Raw genomic sequence first — 19,094 nt, 5'->3', positions numbered from 1 at the left:
CTCTGCCTTTAAATACTAAAGACTGACAGAATACCTTAACATATCAATATGCAAAGTTATCCACGGGACACGTCAATTAATGCTATTTTCTTGAAAAAATAGCTAGATCATCATTATTAGTCTCGCAACCCAAAGTCAACTCCTTTCATGAGTTTTAAGCCAAATCCTTTAAACAAATTCTCCGTTAAAGAAGTGATATTTTTCGATGTTAAAAACGCAAAATCTTGATATTTCTTTATATATTGATCGTGTACTTTTTCCGACAGTGGTAATAATGATCTGATATGTTTGGCAATCGCTTTCGCCGGATCAACCCACTCAACGGACCATAAAGCATGTTCACGAAAGAAGTTAATCAAAAAAGGATAATGTGTGCAGGCTAAAACAATAACATCAGTATATTGTCCATTTTTTTCCACAAAACATGGCAGGATTTCTTTTCTTAACTCTTCTGAATCGATAGATTTTCCCCGTAAATAATCTTCAGCAAATCCAGCCAGCTTTTTACTTCCCACAAGCTGAACATGACACTGTCCAGCAAAAGAATTAATTAATTCATTTGTATAGGCACGTTTCACTGTTCCAGGAGTAGCTAATACGGAAATAAAACCAGATTTTGTTTGTTCAGCAGCTGATTTAATTGCAGGAACCGTTCCTACAAAAGGGACATGAGAAAAATTCTGTCGTAAATCTGCCATCATCAGTGTAGAAACGGTGTTGCAAGCAATCACACATAAGGCTGGATTGTAGCGTGTTAAAAGATTTGTAAAAATCTTTAAAATACGCTCTTTCAAAATATTTTCTTTCCAATTTCCATAAGGAAATCCTGCATCATCAGCAACATAGATAAATTGCATTTCAGGGATAAGAATACGTGCCTCCCTGAACACTGTTAAACCACCAATACCGCTATCAAAAAAAAGAACAGGTCGTTCATCCATTAGTTTTCACACTTATTTTTAATTTTTTTACGATCACGCTCTTCAGGTGCTCTACTCCCCCGTGGATATTGTGGCGAAAAATGATCCAAAGAAGATATAATGCCTCGCAATAAACGAACCTCAGGTTCACTAAAGTTAGCGCGCGTAAAAACAGAGCGCAAATTTGCAAGCATTACTTCTTTGCGTTCTGGGGGTCTAAAATACCCACGAATATTCAAAGCCTCTTCTAACTGAGATAAAAAACCATGAAATATTGTTTTATTTGCAGGTTCCATCTCTGTGGCACGAAATGCCGTATCGCTGACATTCTCTAAACCTGTTTTCATCCATTCGTAAGACATTAAAAGAACCGCCTGCGCAATATTAAGTGACGCAAAAGCAGGATTAACTGGAAAAGTAATAATTTCATCAACAAGGCTGATTTCATCATTTTCTAATCCCCATCTCTCTCTTCCAAAGACAATACCTGTCTTATGTCCGATACTTTCACGCTGACGTAATACGCTTGCTGCTTCGACAGCACTTTTTACAGTTTTAAATCCACATCTTTCACGTGCTGTTGTGGCAAAAACATAGTGTAAATCTGCAATTGAATCACGCAATGTATTAAAAATCACAGCGTTGTTAATGACATGATCAGCTTTACTTGCAGCAGCTCTAGCTTTTTCATTTGGAAACATTTCTCGAGGTTTGACTAACCGAAGATTAGAAAGCCCAAAATTTGCCATTGCCCTTGCGACCATACCAATGTTTTCAGGAAGCTGCGGTTCAACTAAAATAATAATGGGACCATTTGTTAAATTTTCACGATTCTTATTCGTTCCAGCCATCAATCTTACCTAGTTTCACTTAACTATCTCCCTCTCCACTATTTTTTACGAAACCTTCTTCACAGTACTCTAATGCTGTTTAATAATAAATTATAGACAACGTTATCGTTTCACTCAAAGACAATAAATTTTAAAAGCCATTAAAGTGAACGATGGAATTTATAACAATTTATATAGGATATCGTAGCATTTTTTACATCAATTTTATCTTTTTTTATAGGGAATAGCCCCCACAAATCACAATCTCAGTTGAATTATGAAATCATAAATCCTAAAAAAGAAATATGCACTTTATTCCAAAACTTTTTCCCGCAAAGCTTATCCGCCGTTATAAACGTTTCCTTGCGGATGTTGAAAAAGATAATCAGCATGTCCTCACCGTGTCTGTACCTAATACAGGATCAATGCTTGGATTAACAGCTTTCAACTCCAATATTTGGCTTTCATATCATAATAAGATCAAACGAAAATATGCTTATCAATTAGAAATTATTGAAGCCAATAATACTTTGGTTGGCATTAATACTGCTTTACCCAATAAACTTGCATTAGAAGCAATTCAAAACGGATTACTACCAGAGTTAAGTGGATATAAAACAATTTTAAAAGAACAACGCTATGGGACACAATCACGGATTGACTTTCTTTTACGTGATGACATTCTTCCTGATTGTTACCTAGAAGTCAAAAATGTTCATTTTATTCGTCAAAAAGGGTTAGCAGAATTTCCTGATAGCAAAACAAAACGTGGAGCACGTCACCTTGATGAGCTCATAGGAGTTGTACAACAAGGAAAAAGAGCTGCTATGCTTTATATTATTCAACGAGAAGATTGCGCAGCTTTTACGATCTGTCATGATCTTGATCCACTCTATGGACGTAAATTTGATTTAGCATTAAAATCAGGAGTAGAATTTTATGCTGTAAAGTGTCACGTAAGTGTAGAAGGCATTTTTCCGATTCAGAGAGTAAAAATAGAAAACAGAAAAAACAATGACTGAGTATATTGAATATAATAAAAGCCCTTTAAAATTTAATGGGAAAATTCGCATTTTCGATGATTATGCTTTTGCTAAAATGCGTGAAGTTGGTCGCATTGCTGCAGAATGCCTTGATGCGCTTACGGATATTATTAAGCCAGGCGTTACTACGCAAGAAATTGATGATTTTGTATTCATTTTTGGTGCTAAGCGAGGAGCACTTCCTGCTGATCTAAATTATCATGGATACAGCCATTCATGCTGTACATCTATCAATCACGTTGTCTGTCATGGCATTCCCAATAAAAGACCCTTGCAAGAAGGCGATATTGTGAATGTGGATGTAACCTTTATCCTTGATGGTTGGCATGGGGATTCAAGCCGAATGTATCCTGTTGGAAAAATCAGACGTGCTGCAGAACGCCTGCTAAAAATAACCTATGAAAGTCTTATGAAAGGAATCGCTGTTGTTAAGCCTGGAGCAACCACAGGTGATATTGGTGCAGCTATTCAACAGTATGCAGAATCTGAACGATGCTCAATTGTGAAAGATTTTTGTGGACATGGTATTGGGCAGCTTTTTCATGATGCACCCAACATCCTCCATTATGGAAATCCTGGAGAAGGAATAGAATTAAAACAAGGTATGATGTTTACAATTGAGCCTATGATTAACCTTGGGAAACCACAAGTTAAGATTTTATCTGACGGTTGGACTGCTGTTACCCGTGACCGCTCTCTGACGGCACAATATGAACATACAATTGGTGTCACAAATGAAGGGTGTGAAATATTTACACAATCTCCTAAAAATATTTTTTATATTCCAAATTCGCATACCTAACGCAACGTAGAGATGTTATGGCTAAAAAATTAAATCAAAAGGAAGATACTCAAAGTAATCACTTTGCATTAACATCGAGTTCTCCACTCACCCCAGTATCAGAAAGAAAAAGTGAAGAGCCTCAGAAAAACGCACAGCTTCATAAACATTATCAAGGACATCGTGAACGTCTTCGGAAGCGCTATTTAAAGTCAAAAGGAAATGCAATTGAAGATTATGAATATCTTGAATTATTGCTTTTTCGCACAATACCCCGTGCAAACACAAAACCCATAGCTAAAAATTTGATAGCGCATTTTGGTTCATTAGCTGATGTGTTGGGAGCCGATATTCACCGACTTCAAGAAATTCCAGGATGTGGTCCGGCCACTGCAATTGATTTAAAAATTATTTCAGATGTCGCTGGGCGTCTTGCTCGTGCGCAATTGTTTAAACGCGATATTTTTTCATCATGGGATAAAGTGTTAGCTTATTGTAAAGCTGTTATGGCTCACGAAACACGTGAACAATTTCGTATTTTGTTTCTTGATAAGAAAAACGGCTTACTTGCTGATGAGGTGCAACAAACCGGAACCATTGATCATACCCCTGTTTATCCTCGTGAAGTTATTTCTCGAGCTTTAGAGTTATCCGCATCAGGACTTATCTTAGTCCACAATCACCCTTCTGGCGATTCCACCCCCTCTGATGCAGATATAACAATGACATATAGATTAAAAGATGCAGCAAATGCATTAGGCATTATCATCCATGACCATCTTATTATTGCACGAAATAACCATACGAGCTTTAAAGCGTTAAAACTTATATAAATCTTATGGGATAAAAAGATTCATTTAACTATGAATAACGAATCAATTTTCTAAATCAATATCTAATATAGCCATTGAAAAATTATAGGAGAGCTCATCTTCATCTTCATCTCGATAGATAATGCCTAAAAACTCATCTCCCATATAAACCTCACAAGAATCACTCTTTTTAGGCCGTGCTCTGACTTGTAATGCTGAGTTTTGGAATATATTTTTTAAATAATTATCAAGTTTTTTTATTTCATCAGCATTCACTATGCTCTCCTGTTTTTTTGAAACGACTAAAATAATTGCGTGTCGCGCAAATAAGACACTCCCATGATTCTGTAAAGTCAGTAAAAAAGCTTAACCTGGACATTTACTTAATATTACATATATTTACAACGTTCTTTATACATTCATAAAGAACTTTTACAAAAGGAGCCTATCATTATTAAATATACCCGTATAGATTAAAAAATGGCAAAAAACTTTATATTTTTAATAATTTTACTTTATCTCCAATTCTAGCATCTGCATTTAGAATGCATCTTCGTAAGAAAAATTGATCAATAATTTATAATTTTTTTCTTTTTATAAAAAATACAAATAACAATACTTTTTTTATTTAAAACTACATTTTTCAGCAAAAAATATTATTACATCATTCAAAAATAATTCTTTTTAATAAATTTTAAAGTATAATTATCTAACCTTAGAAAAATTACATCTCTAAAAAATATACAAAATAAGCTAATAAGAGTTTATTTTTCTTCCCATTTTTTATAAAAACTTATGTCACAATAGAAAAATTTTTAAATAAGCTTTTTTCAATTTATACGAGATAAAAATACTGAGTATTTTTATAAATGCTAAAACCTATGAAGAATGCTTATCTTATAGGATAACGAGAAAGAAAATCTATAACACCTTTTTTATAAACTTTATCGCCTACAGCAAGCATATGATCTCGACCAGGAATTGATAAAGCTTCACCACAAGGCAATAAAGCTGCTAATGGCTCTGCAGCACCACCAATTTCATCTAATGAACCAACGGCAACAAGTGCAGGTTGCTTAATTTTGTAAACTTCAGACGCCGTTAACTCCTGTTTTGATGTAATGATACAAGCAGCAAGAGCACGCCTATCGCTTTTCGTTTGATCTGCAAATTTACGGAACATTAAACCGCGCGTATTGGTAATGGTAGAAATATCTTCTGCTAAAAGTGCCTCAGCAACAGGCTCCCAATTTCCCGCTCCCGTTACCATACCAATACCTAAACCACCAAAAATAACGCTGTGTACATATGTTGGATGCAAAAGAGCCATGAAAGCACTAATACGAGCCCCCATAGAATATCCCATAACATGGGCTTTAGATAACTCTAAATGCTGTAGTAACTTTATTGCGTCGCCAGCCATAGCTTGAGGTGTATAAAAGACAGGATCATAACTTTTAACTGAATCTCCGTGACCGCGATTATCAAGAGCAATAACACGATATCCTGCTTCAGTGAGAATGCGAAACCAACCTGTTGCATACCAATTCACTCGTGCAGAAGATCCAAAACCATGGATCAACAAAACAGGTGCGCCCTGCCCTTCTTCTCGATAAGCAAATCGCAAACCATTATATTCAAAAAAACGAATATCTTCAGCGGTCATTTTTTATTGCACTTTCCACAAAGTACAGGATGAATAACACGTTGCCCTTTTTGTATCTTTTTTTCAGAAACTTCACCAGCGTTAATCTCAAGTGCAAAAGCTGCAGGAACTTCTGATGAAATGGTATTTGTCGAAAATGGAGAAGTGTTTTCAACAATCGATACAATAACTCCCTCAGAGTTTAGGAAAATCATATCTAAAGGTAAAGGTGTATTTGCCATCCACATAAAAATTTTCTGTTCATCTCCCGATTGAGAACTTTTTAGTTGCTTAAAGAGCATTGCACGATCACGTGGAAAATCAGTCCGATACATTAAACCAGCTGCTGCTTGAGACGGCGTAAAAGCAATCTCTACCTTATAAAAAACCGTACCTTGCTTTGTATGTATTTCTAAAGGAATTGGATGAACAGGAATCTCTATGGGCTTTTTTGCTACAACAACACGCATTTCTAACATAAAAAGCATTACCAATAAAACAATATACCCCTTTTTAAAAGGCTTTAACATTCTTGTCTCCACCACAGAAAAATTTTAAATTTTGTTTCTAAAATAAAAAGTACCAGAGTTTAAAAGTCAAAAAAATAAGAGGATTACTTCCTTATTGTTTTCTAATTTCTTTCAATGGAATACGCGTAACTTTCTCCATTTGGTTTATGGATTCACTAGAGCCATATTTTCTTTAAAAATCTACTTCTATAGCAATTTACGGAATAACCACCTTTAAAAACATAGAAAACATACTGTTTTCATTCGTGAAATTCAATGCGTAGCTAAAGGAATGCCTATATCCGGATAAATCTCTGCTGTCATTAAACCTTTTTCTCCTTTACCAAAACGCACAAGAACAACTTGGCCGGAACGAAGCTCTGCTAAACCAAAACGGCGCAACGTTTCCATATGAATAAAAATATCTTCTGTTCCTTGCCCACGGCTAAGAAAACCGTATCCTTTGTCACGATTAAACCATTTAACAATTGCACGTTCTAGTCCACTTTCTGGAGTAACAACAACATGGGTACGGGCTGGAACTTCTGATGGATGAATTGCTGAAGAACAATCTATAGATTTCACCTGAACGCACTTTAACCCTCTTTCAGTTTTTTCCACAGCACAAATAACTTTCGCTCCCTCCAAAGCTGTTTGAAAACCATCCCTTCGCATTACCGTAACATGCAATAATATATCGGGGAAATGAGGTAAATCAGGTACAATAAATCCATACCCCTTACTACCATCAAACCACTTAATGACACCACTGACTTCGATAATCTCTCCACAAGCACCTATACCATCTTCAGATAGGGGACAATCTTTTAATGCATCCTTACTCGTCATAATAACGTGATCCTGTAGCTTATAAATTGTACGATATTGATTCTCTAGGTTTTAGTAAACATTGCTCTTGTATCAACACGCAAGCCCCAAGATAAGATTTCCCCATATTGTCGTATCTTCTATGTTAATGTCAGAGAATATCAATATGAATATTTATAAAACTATTTGATTGTAAGCTTTATATATCTTACAAGAAGTGCCTTACAAAAGAGGTTATATGAAAGGTTTTTTTACATAATGATATTTTCATAATATGTGTAACTTGCATGATGAAGAAGTTCAATATAAGGTGAAAAAATAACAATTCAATTAAGGAAAATGCGCAATGCAATTGAAGAAAATCCTTACGACAATCACAGCATTCATGGCATTTACAGCAAATGTTTATGCAAGTGAACCTATCAAGATTGGTGTTTATCTTCCATTAAGTGGTCAAAATGCATTTGGAGGTCAGCTTGAAATTAGAGGTATAGAATTAGCCCATAAAAAAATTCCAGAAATTTTAGGACGTAAAGTGGAACTTGTTATTATTGATAATAAATCTGATAAAGTAGAAGCGGCTAATGCTGTTATGCGTTTAACAGCAAGTGAAAAAGTAAGTGGAATTATTGGTAGCTATGGTTCCTCGCTTTCGTTGGCAGGTGGTGAAATATCTGAAAAAGCAAAGACTCCAACCATTGCAACTTCCTCAACGAGTCCTCTTGTTACACAGGGCAAAAAATATTATTTCCGCGCTTGTTTTATTGATTCCTATCAAGGGGTAGGAATCGCGACTTATGTAAGCCAAACTTTACACGCAAAAAAAGCAGCTATTCTCAAAGATATTTCAAACGATTATGCCATTGGTCTTGCAAGCTATTTTATGCGTGCTTTCAAAAAATTAGGTGGTGAAGTTGTCTCAAATTTAAACTATAATTCCGGAGATCAGGATTTTTCAGCTGTTCTTACGCAAATTATCGCGCAAAAACCTGATATCTTATTCATTCCATCTTACTTTTCTGAGGGTGCTATCATTATGAAACAAGCACGAGAATTAGGAGCAAAGTTTCAAATTATGGGTGGAGATGCTATGGATAATCCAGAAACCATTGCGATTGCAGGAAAAGCTGCAGAAGGTTTCTTACATACGACACTTCCCTATAGTGAGGATATGCCAAATATGTCAGTAGCTGCGCAAGAATTCACAGCAGAATGGAAAAAAGAGTATCCCGACAAAGAGCCGAATATTAATTCTGTTTTGGGATATACGAGTTATATGATGTTCATGAAGGCTATTGAAAATGCTGGTAGCACTGATCGTGAAAAAATTACTATCGCTCTTAGCAAATTAAAAGATTTTCAAACCCCCTTCGGTGATATGTCAATGGATGAAAATCATAACCCTAAGATTCCTATTGGTATCATTAAAATACAGGATGGAAAACGTGTTTATTTAGAAGAAGTTAAGCCTGCTTTTTAATTAAAAAGTTTTACTTATTAAAATGCAAGAATTGGTTGAGGATCTTTTTCTCAACCAAAAACTTAAAAATTTCTTGTTATCCTATGTAAATTAATAAATGTGGAAGGATGAGAGATGAGCACTGAAATGTTCATCCAGTATTTTTTTAATGCACTGGCATTGGGATCTCTTTATGGGCTTATCGCTATTGGTTACACCATGGTCTACGGTATACTGAGACTCATTAATTTTGCTCACGGTGATATCTTTATGCTGGGAGCATATTTTGTTTTCTTTTCCACAATTAGCTTTATGCCTGCTTGGGCAGCACTTCTTCTTTTGTTTCTCGCGGCTCTTATTTATTATTCGGTCTTTATAGGGTTTAAAAGGCGCCCTTCAATTTATTGGATTGCTGTTTTTTTAATCCTTGCGTTAGGTTTTGTTTATTATTTTAAAATTTCTCCACAAGATTTCACCCCGATTTGGGTTTTAGCTCTTTGTTTTTCCATTTTTATTACAAGTGCAGTGGGTATTATTGTTGATCAACTTGCCTATAAACCTCTACGCCATGCTCCGCGTATCTCGGCACTTATCGGTGCAATTGGTGTTTCTTTTTTTATTGAAAATCTTTCTACTGTACTCTTTAGTGGTGTTCCGAAAGGTGTAAAACAACCAGATTTCCTTGTAACACCATTTTTATGGCATTTAGGATCAGGAGCAGATGGTATCATTAGAATTGCTCCCATGTCTCTGATCGTTCCAGTTGTGTCATTGATTCTTATTGTTTTGCTTTTATGGATTATCCATAAAACAAAACCGGGTCTTGCTATGCGTGCAATCTCCCATGATATTGAAACGACACGTTTGATGGGTGTGTCTGTCAATAAAGTTATTGCATTTACATTTGGAATAGGCTCAGCTCTTGCTGCTATAGCAGGTATTATGTGGTCTTTACGTTATCCTCAAATTCAGCCTTATATGGGCGTTCTTCCTGGTCTCAAAGCATTTATCGCTGCTGTTATCGGAGGTATTGGTTCAATACCAGGAGCAATGTTGGGAGGATTGTTATTAGGGTTTATTGAAATTATGATTATCGCATTTTTTCCCGCGCTATCTGGATATCGAGATGCCTTCGCTTTCATTTTATTGATTCTGATTTTATTGATATTGCCCACAGGATTAATGGGTAAAAAAAATCAGGAGAAAATCTAATGGCAAAGTCAGTGACAACTGTTTTATCTTGTATAAGTGTTTTAGTTTTCATAGGTTTTTTATTTTATGCTGATAGCCATTTTAATGACTATACGCTTCGTATCATAAATCTGATTGCTATTAATGCGATATTGGCAATTTCGCTTAATTTGATTTACGGTTTCACAGGTATGTTTTCTCTTGGACATGCTGGATTTATGGCTATTGGTGCTTATGTTTGCGCAATTTTACTTCTTTCCCCTGAACAAAAAGAAATGATGTGGATTCTGGAGCCTATCGCTGAACCATTGTATCATCTACAATTACCTTTTTTTGTCGCTGTTGTTATAAGTGGTATATGTGCTGCAGTTGTAGGTTTATTGATTGCTTTGCCAATATTACGTCTTGGTGGTGATTATCTTGGAATTGCAACATTGGGTTTTGCAGAAATTATTCGCATTGTCATTACGAACGCAACATCGCTTACAAATGGCTCTTTAGGTATCAAGGGAATACCTCAAAATGCAACATTATGGTGGAACTATGGTTGGTTAGCATTTACAGTTCTCTTTACTATCCTTTTACTGCAAAGCAATACTGGTAACGTATTACGTGCTATTCGTGATGATGAAATTGCTGCAAAAACTATGGGAATTAACGCTTTTTTCTACCGTAGTTTTTCTTTTACTGTTGGAGCGTTTTTTGCAGGTATAGGTGGAGCATTAATGGCTGCTCTTATTTCAACCATTGATCCCAAAATGTTTAATTTTCTTCTAACTTTTAATATTTTGATGATTGTAGTTGCTGGTGGTCTCGGTTCAATTACAGGAAGCATTATTGGCAGCATTATTATTACAGTTATGCTTGAATGGCTTCGTATTATTGAAAGTCCATTTGACTTAGGTTTTATACATATTCCAGAAACACCAGGACTTCGCATGGTTGTTTTTTCTCTTTTATTGCTTGTAATTATCTTGTTTTGGAGAAAGGGGTTGATGGGACAACGAGAATTCTCATGGAATGGAATTTATAGCTTTTTGACACGCAAAAAGCTTTCTAATACTGAGGGAAGACTATGAACGACACCATCCTTTCACTCAATAATATTATAATGCGTTTTGGCGGATTAATTGCTGTAAATAATATTAATATGGCAATTAAACGAGGAAGTATTACTGGATTAATTGGTCCCAATGGTGCTGGAAAAACAACAGTTTTCAATATGATTTCTGGATTTTATGCCCCTACAAGCGGCATCATTATTTTTGATGAGCAAAAAATTTCTGGAGCGCCTCCTTATATTATCTGTAGACGCCATATTGCCAGAACATTTCAAAATATTCGTCTTTTCTCAGGGTTAACGGTTTTGCAGAATGTTATGGTAGGAGCGCATGTTCGACAAAAATATCCTTGGTTTTCTTCAGCTCTATTTTTTTCAAAAGCAATGAAAGAAAAGAAGGAGGTTTATAAAAATTCCTTGGAGCTCCTTGAGCAGCTACAACTTGATCACCTTGCCAATCAATCGGCAACAGCTTTACCTTATGGTGTGCAACGACGTCTAGAAATTGCACGCGCGTTAGCCACAAAGCCCAAATTGCTTCTTCTTGATGAACCTGTTGCTGGCATGAATCCACAAGAAAGTGAAGATCTTAGAAAATTCATAGCAAAAGTGCAAAAAGACTTTGATCTTACAATTCTTCTTATTGAGCACGATATGAAAGTGGTTATGGGGCTTTGCCAACATATTTTGGTTATGGAATATGGCTGTTGCATTGCCAATGGCACACCAGATGAAATTCGTAATAACCCTAAAGTTATTGAAGCTTATCTTGGCGGAGATGTTTATGGATATTCTTAAAATAAAAAATCTTTACGTTCATTATGGCGCCATTAAAGCTGTCCAAAATCTTTCTATGTCCATAAAAAAGGGAAGTATTGTCACTTTAATTGGAGCCAATGGTGCTGGAAAAAGTAGTATTGTACGTTCTATTACAGGACTTAATCGCTCTGTTTATGGAAAAATTACCTATAATGGCAAATCTATTATTAAAAAATCACCAGAAGAGATTTTGCGATTAGGTATTGCTCTAAGTCCTGAAGGACGACGTATCATGCCCCATCTCACTGTTTTAGAGAATCTTCATCTAGGCGCTTATATTCGTCATGATAAGCAGGGAATTTCCCGTGATATTGAATGGATATTCGATCTTTTTCCGCGTCTACGTGAAAGAGCAAAACAGTTGGGAGGAACAATGTCAGGTGGTGAACAACAGATGGTTGCTGTGGGTCGTGCACTCATGAGCAATCCTGATATGGTCATATTAGATGAACCATCGTTGGGGTTGGCACCGCTTCTCGTTCGAGAAATTTTTTCTATTATTCGAAAAATTAATGAGATGGGGAAAACTGTTCTTCTTATTGAACAAAATGCATTTGCAGCGCTTTCTATAGCTGACTATGCTTATATTTTAGAGGTAGGACATATTTTATTTCACGGTGAAGGTAAAACTATGCTCTCTGATTCGCGTGTTAAAGAAGCCTATCTTGGTGGATAAAGACTACGAATTGAGGAAATAGAGTTCATCCCTCCACCTTTTAAAAAAGCATTTCTCATCCTCAATGAGAAATGCTCCTTTGTGAAGTTTGATTATTACATCCACCATTTTTCTGCACTGAATATCCCTGCTTCTTTTTCAATAATGTGCGCTATCTGAAAAATGACTTCTTCAGCAAAAGGTTTACCAATCAATTGCAATCCTAAAGGCAAACCATTTGATGACAGACCTGCAGGAACAGAGATTCCTGGTAAACCAGCCATATTAACGGGTACCGTAAAAATGTCATTAAGATACATTGCTACAGCATCATTTTTTATTTTTTCATCAGCAATACCAAAGGCAGGTGTTAGTGTTGCTGGTGTCAGAATAGCATCAATGCCTGAAGCAAAACATTGATCAAAATCACGTTTTACGAGTGTTCTTACTTTTTGAGCTCTTAGATAACAGGCATCATAATAACCAGATGAAAGAACATAAGTCCCAACCAAAATACGTCGCTTGACTTCATCACCAAAACCAACAGAGCGCGTGTTTTCATACATCTCAATGATGTCTTTTCCAGGCACGCGTAGACCAAAACGCACACCATCATAACGCGCTAAATTAGAAGAGGCTTCTGCAGGAGCTATAATATAATAAGAAGGTAGAGCATATTTTGTATGAGGCAAAGAAATGTTCTTAATCTCAGTTCCTGCTTCTTTTAACCAACTTATGCCTTTTTGCCAAAGCTCAATAACTTCTGGAGACATTCCATCCATATGATATTCTTTTGGAATACCAATTTTCATTCCTTTAATTGATTGACCAAGATAACTTTCATAATCAGGAACTGGTAAATTTACGGAAGTAGAATCTTTTTCATCAAAAGAGGCCATTGATCTTAGTAAGATAGCACAATCACGAACATCTCTGGCAACAGGTCCAGCTTGATCAAGGGATGAAGCAAATGCAACAACGCCCCACCGTGAACAACGTCCATAAGTTGGCTTTATTCCTACAGTTCCAGTAAAAGCTGCTGGTTGACGTATTGAGCCACCTGTATCGGTTGCAGTTGCACCAGCACAAATTTGTGCAGCAACAGCGGCAGCAGATCCTCCCGAAGAACCACCAGGTACGAGTTTTTCATCCGAGCCTTTTTTTCTCCACGGATTAATAACGGGACCATAATATGATGTTTCATTAGATGAGCCCATAGCAAACTCATCCATATTAAGTTTTCCTAACATTACAGCACCGTCTTGCCATAAATTAGCCGTGACAGTTGATTCATAATGTGGTTTAAAACCATCAAGGATATGTGAACAGGCTTGAGTATGAACACCATAGGTCGCAAAAAGATCTTTAATCCCCAAAGGGATTCCTTCTAAAAGCCCTCCCTGCCCTCTCGCTAAGCGACTATCTGATTCAGCAGCCATTTTCATTGCCTGTTCTGCTGTTATTGTTACATAAGCATTCAAAATTGGATTAGCTGATTCTATTGCTTGTAAATAAGCTTCCGTTAATTCTGTTGCTTTGAGATTTTTCTTTGTTAGAGAATCACGAGCTTGCGCAATTGTGAGGGTTGTTAAATCAGTCATATTGGTTCTCAAATATTCAAAAATATAATAAAGTTACTCAACAATTTTTGAGACAAGAAAAAAATTTTCTTCTGTAACAGGGGCATTGGCTACAATATCTGCTGCTTTATCGCCATCTGTAACACTATCTTCACGCATTCGTAGAGTCATCGGCATCACAGATGTTAATGGCTCAACTCCACTGACATCAACTTCATTCAATTGGTCTACAAAACCTAAAATAGCATTGATTTTTTTTGTCACAGGTTCTATCTCATCATCGTGGATAGCAATCCGCGCTAAATGTGCGACCCGCTTGACGGTCTCTTGATCAACAGACATACTACTTACACCTTTCTGTTTTTATTAATCTTTATTCTGGCTATACAAGGCTGAGCTTGCAAGCGCAAGAATATTAGGTAACATGAATAAAGAATATAACCACTAGATCTGAAACATTAAAAAACGCATTATATCCTTATGACCGTTATTAATATAAACGAAGTTATGACACATCTTTTGCCTGGACAAACAATAGCAGGCTTAGATTTAGGGACAAAAACTATCGGAATTGCGGTTTCTGATATGGGGCTGACTGTCTCAAATCCGCGTCCTGTACTACAGCGAAAAAAATTTACAGAAGATGCTTACACACTTATTAAAATTTTTGACCGTGAAAATGTAGGCGTTATTATCATTGGCTTACCCCTTAACATGAATGGAAGCAGCGGCTCTCGTGTTCAAGCAACCAGAGCTTTTGTGAGCAATATGAAAGCTTATACAAAAATTCCATTTGTTTTTTGGGATGAACGTTTGTCAACAATTGCTGCAGAACGTTCTCTTCTAGAAATGAATGTATCGCGCGCTAAAAGAGCACACCGAATTGATTCGGCAGCCGCTGCGTTTATATTGCAAGGTGCTCTCAATAGAATTCAAAACTTTCATCATATGGAAGGATAGAGGACATTGAGCAAATGCCCTGCATTATATCGTGCAATAAGCATCCCGTAGGAAGATCTCCATTGTCCCCCAAGGCGGCTTTCCATATAGGCATTTGCAACATGTTCTATATCTATAGAACGTAATGCTGCTGCTGCTGCTGCATAGGCTACCTGTTCAACAAAAAACCTTCCTGCACCTTCATTTGCTGATGCCATATCACCTGCTGACTTAATAATTTCAATTGCTCGTGGTCCCGCTGGTCCAATATCAAGAGCAATTTTTTCTAACAATTTCTGAAATAGGCCCGGTGCTTTTTCAGCAATAAGAATGGCATCCTTTACCAATTGATTAGCAGAACTATTTCTCACAATTCGTGCAGGCCCATTATGCAACATTTGTGATAATGGATTATTCTCTATAAAACTTTCAATACCAAGTTGTGCAATAATTTCGCCAATAATAGGCACAACCAATTGACTTACGTGATAAGCAATAATAGGTGTCATAATGCGGGCAAAAGCTGCTTCAGAACGGTCATTTGCTGCATTGTCAAATGCTCTCGCTAAACGCAAAACCAATGCTTGTGAAGCAGCTATATCTAATGCAATATCTGCAAAAATACGTTCTGTCAGTGGTGGTAAAGGTTGATTGGGCATTTTTTTCCGGAAAAAATCTATGCCAAATTGAAGAGCCGCTCGCAAAACACCTGCCGATATGACTGATTGATCGAAACGCATCATCGTCTCGATATCTTTAATAACTTTAAGCCCTTCTCCAACATTTCCCAAAAGCCAACCATAACTGCCTTGGAAATCAACAACCCCCTCTGGTGTTAAAAGTTCTCCAGAACGCTGAATTAAATGACGAATCGATATAAATCCATTTAATGCGCCATTTTCTTGTATGCGTGGAATAAAAAAACAACTTAAATGACCATTTAAATCTGCACTAACAAGATATCCGTCAGCAGTAGGATTAATAACATTGGTTTTTACAACATTTAAACGATATAGATCACGTTCCATACTTTCATCGAAAGAAATCTTCTTAACACTTGGAAAATTAAAGGCGTATTTTTCAATATCATCAAATGCACAAGTTAGAGAAGCAGCCTTTTTATGATGAATAGGCTTTGATGAGGAATCATATTGGCGTGATAAAAGTACATTTTGCCATTTTTTGAAGAGCTCAATATCACTAATTAAAACAGCAATAGCTGCGCTCGTTATGATAACTTCATTCAAATGTCCTGTTTCTAAACCAGCAGATAAAGCTAAACGAATCGCACGCGCTTGATAGCGTACTCCATTTTCTGAGCTCGTATTTTCCCAAAGTGAGGTAACCAAACCTGCTTGTCTAGAATATTGTTGAAGAGCTTGATAGGAAGAATGGATCTCTAATTTTTCCGTTGGTTGCCCCCATTCATCATTATAACATAATAAAGGCTTATAATGATTCGCCAAGCAAGAGAGTTTCCATGCTTCTCGACTCGCTGCAAAATCTCCTATTTCTTCAAAACTTGCTAACAAAAACTTAGGCAAAGTAGAGGCAATACGAAACATAAGCGTATCGCTAAGAAATGTATTTTTTCGACGATTATTTTGCGCAGATACAGCACTCATAGGTATATTCCTACATTCAAACCATTCATATCATAGACTATTTGTCTTTTTAGAGTTAAGAAACATTTATCATATTCAAACAAATGCTTGTTTAACCTGTTTAGAGAGAGATAAAGAAGAATGCTATGATTCAAGATAATTTTTTTCCACTTTTCCCTCATCAACATCTTTTAGCTATTAAAGATCTGAGTGTACAAGATCTTAATACATTGCTTGATCGTGCAGAAGCAAATGTTATCCTTTCTAACAAAATTGATAAAACAAAATCTACTTTACATGGACGGACTCAAATTAATCTCTTTTTTGAAGCCTCTACGCGAACACAATCTTCTTTTGAATTAGCCGGTAAAAGGCTAGGTGCACACGTGATGAGTCTTGCGATTGGCAACTCATCTGTAAAAAAAGGAGAAACATTACTTGATACAGCTACAACTCTCAATGCGATGAAGCCAGATATACTGGTTTTTCGCCATAACAGTGCAGGAGCGGCAGCTTTATTAGCGCAAAAAGTTGATTGTTGTGTCATTAATGCGGGTGATGGTGCTCATGAACATCCAACCCAAGCTTTATTAGATGCTTTAACCATTAAAAGGGAAAAAGGTCGTATTGAAGGATTAACTGTTGCGATTTGTGGAGATATCTTACACTCACGTGTTGCCCGTTCCAATATCCTGAGTCTCAATGCTTTGGGTGCTCGTGTTCGTGTTGTTGCTCCTTCAACACTCTTACCCGCAGAAATCGCTCATATGAGTGTTGAGGTTTTTAACACGATGAAAGAAGGTCTTAAAAATGCTGACGTTATCATGATGTTGCGCTTACAGCATGAACGGATGACAGGCTCTTTTATTCCCTCTACGCATGAATATTTCCATTATTTTGGCTTACATAAAGAAAATTTAGCCTATGCCAAAAATGATTCCATTATTCTGCATCCTGGACCAATAAATCGTGGTGTAGAGATTGCATCTGACATAGCAGATGGACCACAAAGTATGATTCATACACAAGTAGAAATGGGAATTGCAGTGCGTATGGCGGTTATGGAGACTTTATTAGATTCACGCGCAAAGATCAGAGGAGAGAAAAAATGATAAAACCAATTGTTTTTCAAAATGCTCGTATTATTGATCCTTCGCGCGCAATCGATGAAATTGGTACAGTTATTGTTGAAAATGGACGGATTATAGCCGCTGGAAAAGAAGCTCTGAATCAGGGATTTCCTGACGAAGCAGAAATTGTTAACGCACAAAACAAAGCAATTCTCCCTGGACTTGTTGATGCGCGCGTTTTTGTTAGAGAATTAGGGAATGAAGACTGTGAAACAATCGCATCAACAAGTCAATCCGCCGCCGCCGGTGGTATTACTTCTTTCCTCATGATGCCAGATACGCGTCCAATCATTGATAATGTAGCACTTGTTGAATTTATTAGGCATACAGTACAAGAAAAGTCATCGGTCAATATTTATCCCGTTGCTGCAATCACACAAGGTTTCAACGGACAGCAAATAGCGGAATTTGGTTTACTAAAAGATGCAGGAGCTGTTGCCTTTTGTGAAGGACAAAAAACGCTTCAAAGTTCATCTGTTATGCGACGTGCAATGACTTATGCACGTGATTTTGATGTTCCATTGATGCATGAAACGCAAGATAAAGATCTTACAGGCCAAGGTGTGATGAATGAAGGACTGCTCGCCAGTTGGCTTGGTCTTTCTGGCATCCCCCGCGAAGCAGAAGTTATCCCACTTGAAAGAGATCTGCGATTAGCAGTATTAACGCAAACACGCTATCATGCCGCTCAAATATCAACAGCACTCTCTGCTGATGCACTTCGTTTAGGTAAAAAACGCAGTGAGAAAATTTCAGCTGGTGTATCTATTAATCATTTATCTTTCAATGAAAATGACATTGGTGAATATCGCACCTCTTTTCGCTTAATGCCCCCATTGCGTACAGAAGAAGACCGTATAGCAATGATTGAAGCAATAAAGGATGGGACTATAGATGTTATTGTTTCTTCTCATGATCCTCAGAGTAAAGATACAAAACATTTACCATTTAATGACGCGGCGGTTGGCGCTATTGGTATGGAGACCTTATTGAGTGCAGCCTTACGCCTTTATCATGATGAGAGCCTATCTCTTCTACGGATAACTGAACTTTTGTCAACAGCGCCTGCAAAGCTCTTTGGACTCAATGCAGGAACACTGAAGAAAGGTGCTCATGCAGACCTTATTGTGGTTGATCTTGAAGAACCATGGGTTGTTTCGAAAGAGAAGCTCTATTCACGTTCAAAAAATACCCCTTTTGAGAATGCACGTTTTCAAGGACGCGTGCTCCAGACCTTTGTGAAAGGGAAAACCGTTTTTAAACTTGATCAACAAACTTAATGAGATTCT

General features: G+C 36.8%; 19 protein-coding genes and 1 pseudogene. 11 read left to right on the top strand and 9 right to left on the bottom strand.

All coding sequences use genetic code 11. The annotated features are described in order from the left end of the window. Positions 1–116: 116 nt before the first annotated feature. Positions 117–941 (bottom strand): glutamate racemase, encoded by an 825-nt coding sequence (gene murI, locus ACFIKO_RS04760; protein WP_375619818.1) that lies wholly within the window; start codon positions 939–941, stop codon positions 117–119. Further along, positions 934–1,771: pseudogene (locus ACFIKO_RS04755) on the bottom strand (RNA methyltransferase). Before ACFIKO_RS04755 ends, murI begins: the two are co-directional and overlap by 8 nt. Positions 1,772–2,055: 284 nt before the next feature. Here ACFIKO_RS04755 and sfsA point away from each other — a divergent pair. Genes sfsA through radC form a run of 3 tightly spaced genes read left to right on the top strand, consistent with a single transcriptional unit; the run spans position 2,056 to position 4,407 of the window. Next, positions 2,056–2,772 (top strand): DNA/RNA nuclease SfsA, encoded by a 717-nt coding sequence (sfsA, locus tag ACFIKO_RS04750; protein WP_375619819.1) that lies wholly within the window; start codon positions 2,056–2,058, stop codon positions 2,770–2,772. Beyond that, a complete protein-coding gene (map, locus tag ACFIKO_RS04745) occupies positions 2,765–3,595 on the top strand; it encodes a type I methionyl aminopeptidase (protein ID WP_375619820.1) in 831 nt (276 codons plus the stop codon). The genes sfsA and map overlap by 8 nt, the downstream gene beginning before the upstream one ends. Positions 3,596–3,612: 17 nt before the next feature. Continuing rightward, complete coding sequence (gene radC / locus ACFIKO_RS04740) at positions 3,613–4,407, top strand: DNA repair protein RadC (protein WP_375619821.1); 795 nt, start codon at positions 3,613–3,615, stop codon at positions 4,405–4,407. Positions 4,408–4,449: 42 nt separating this feature from the next. On the opposite strand, the gene ACFIKO_RS04735 is transcribed toward radC, so the two are convergent. The 4 genes from ACFIKO_RS04735 to ACFIKO_RS04720 all read right to left on the bottom strand — a co-directional run bounded on the left by ACFIKO_RS04735 (position 4,450) and on the right by ACFIKO_RS04720 (position 7,389). Beyond that, positions 4,450–4,662 (bottom strand): DUF3126 family protein, encoded by a 213-nt coding sequence (locus tag ACFIKO_RS04735; protein ID WP_015856411.1) that lies wholly within the window; start codon positions 4,660–4,662, stop codon positions 4,450–4,452. 616 nt (positions 4,663–5,278) lie between these two features. After that, positions 5,279–6,052, bottom strand: coding sequence for an alpha/beta fold hydrolase (locus ACFIKO_RS04730; RefSeq protein ID WP_375619822.1), 774 nt, complete (start codon positions 6,050–6,052; stop codon positions 5,279–5,281). Continuing rightward, positions 6,049–6,561, bottom strand: a complete 513-nt coding sequence (locus ACFIKO_RS04725) for a DUF192 domain-containing protein (protein WP_375619823.1) — start codon at positions 6,559–6,561, stop codon at positions 6,049–6,051. The genes ACFIKO_RS04730 and ACFIKO_RS04725 overlap by 4 nt, the downstream gene beginning before the upstream one ends. A 252-nt stretch (positions 6,562–6,813) precedes the next feature. Next, positions 6,814–7,389 carry a cold-shock protein gene (locus tag ACFIKO_RS04720; RefSeq protein ID WP_375619824.1) on the bottom strand — a complete coding sequence of 192 codons (576 nt, stop codon included), beginning with the start codon at positions 7,387–7,389 and terminating at the stop codon, positions 6,814–6,816. A gap of 325 nt (positions 7,390–7,714) precedes the next feature. Here ACFIKO_RS04720 and ACFIKO_RS04715 point away from each other — a divergent pair, with 325 nt between their 5' ends. The 5 genes from ACFIKO_RS04715 to ACFIKO_RS04695 all read left to right on the top strand — a co-directional run bounded on the left by ACFIKO_RS04715 (position 7,715) and on the right by ACFIKO_RS04695 (position 12,573). Continuing rightward, positions 7,715–8,848, top strand: coding sequence for an ABC transporter substrate-binding protein (locus tag ACFIKO_RS04715; RefSeq protein ID WP_375619825.1), 1,134 nt, complete (start codon positions 7,715–7,717; stop codon positions 8,846–8,848). Between the two features lie 114 nt (positions 8,849–8,962). Next, positions 8,963–10,039 carry a branched-chain amino acid ABC transporter permease gene (locus tag ACFIKO_RS04710; protein ID WP_375673429.1) on the top strand — a complete coding sequence of 359 codons (1,077 nt, stop codon included), beginning with the start codon at positions 8,963–8,965 and terminating at the stop codon, positions 10,037–10,039. After that, entirely contained in the window at positions 10,039–11,097 is a 1,059-nt protein-coding gene (locus ACFIKO_RS04705; protein WP_375619826.1) for a branched-chain amino acid ABC transporter permease, read from the top strand. Before ACFIKO_RS04710 ends, ACFIKO_RS04705 begins: the two co-directional genes overlap by 1 nt. After that, entirely contained in the window at positions 11,094–11,876 is a 783-nt protein-coding gene (locus ACFIKO_RS04700) for an ABC transporter ATP-binding protein (RefSeq protein WP_375619827.1), read from the top strand. Before ACFIKO_RS04705 ends, ACFIKO_RS04700 begins: the two co-directional genes overlap by 4 nt. Next, complete coding sequence (locus tag ACFIKO_RS04695) at positions 11,863–12,573, top strand: ABC transporter ATP-binding protein (RefSeq protein WP_015856419.1); 711 nt, start codon at positions 11,863–11,865, stop codon at positions 12,571–12,573. Before ACFIKO_RS04700 ends, ACFIKO_RS04695 begins: the two co-directional genes overlap by 14 nt. A gap of 95 nt (positions 12,574–12,668) precedes the next feature. Here the strand turns inward: ACFIKO_RS04695 and gatA are convergent, their stop codons facing one another. Together gatA and gatC are read right to left on the bottom strand one after the other, a co-directional pair. After that, positions 12,669–14,153 (bottom strand): Asp-tRNA(Asn)/Glu-tRNA(Gln) amidotransferase subunit GatA, encoded by a 1,485-nt coding sequence (gene gatA, locus ACFIKO_RS04690; RefSeq protein ID WP_375673428.1) that lies wholly within the window; start codon positions 14,151–14,153, stop codon positions 12,669–12,671. 33 nt (positions 14,154–14,186) lie between these two features. Next, the gene (gatC, locus tag ACFIKO_RS04685; protein ID WP_375673427.1) at positions 14,187–14,474 is read right to left on the bottom strand and encodes an Asp-tRNA(Asn)/Glu-tRNA(Gln) amidotransferase subunit GatC; all 288 of its coding nucleotides are present in this window, start codon (positions 14,472–14,474) and stop codon (positions 14,187–14,189) included. A 138-nt stretch (positions 14,475–14,612) separates the two neighbouring features. On the opposite strand from gatC, the gene ruvX reads away from it, so the two are divergent. Continuing rightward, on the top strand, positions 14,613–15,092 hold the full coding sequence (gene ruvX / locus ACFIKO_RS04680; RefSeq protein ID WP_375619830.1) for a Holliday junction resolvase RuvX: 480 nt from the start codon (positions 14,613–14,615) through the stop codon (positions 15,090–15,092). Here the strand turns inward: ruvX and ACFIKO_RS04675 are convergent. After that, the gene (locus ACFIKO_RS04675; RefSeq protein ID WP_375673426.1) at positions 15,077–16,696 is read right to left on the bottom strand and encodes an acyl-CoA dehydrogenase family protein; all 1,620 of its coding nucleotides are present in this window, start codon (positions 16,694–16,696) and stop codon (positions 15,077–15,079) included. The genes ruvX and ACFIKO_RS04675 overlap by 16 nt on opposite strands. A 125-nt stretch (positions 16,697–16,821) precedes the next feature. On the opposite strand from ACFIKO_RS04675, the gene ACFIKO_RS04670 reads away from it, so the two are divergent. Together ACFIKO_RS04670 and ACFIKO_RS04665 are read left to right on the top strand one after the other, a co-directional pair. Then, positions 16,822–17,787, top strand: coding sequence for an aspartate carbamoyltransferase catalytic subunit (locus ACFIKO_RS04670; RefSeq protein ID WP_375673425.1), 966 nt, complete (start codon positions 16,822–16,824; stop codon positions 17,785–17,787). Continuing rightward, positions 17,784–19,085 carry a dihydroorotase gene (locus ACFIKO_RS04665; protein WP_375619833.1) on the top strand — a complete coding sequence of 434 codons (1,302 nt, stop codon included), beginning with the start codon at positions 17,784–17,786 and terminating at the stop codon, positions 19,083–19,085. The genes ACFIKO_RS04670 and ACFIKO_RS04665 overlap by 4 nt, the downstream gene beginning before the upstream one ends. The last annotated feature ends 9 nt before the right edge of the window (positions 19,086–19,094 follow it).

The organism is Bartonella sp. TS82HLJMH (genome assembly GCF_042193495.1).
GTDB classification, from domain to species: Bacteria; Pseudomonadota; Alphaproteobacteria; order Rhizobiales; family Rhizobiaceae; genus Bartonella; species Bartonella grahamii.
The sequence above is the reverse complement of the archived record's forward strand: the minus strand, read 5'-3'. Positions and strand labels throughout refer to the sequence as shown.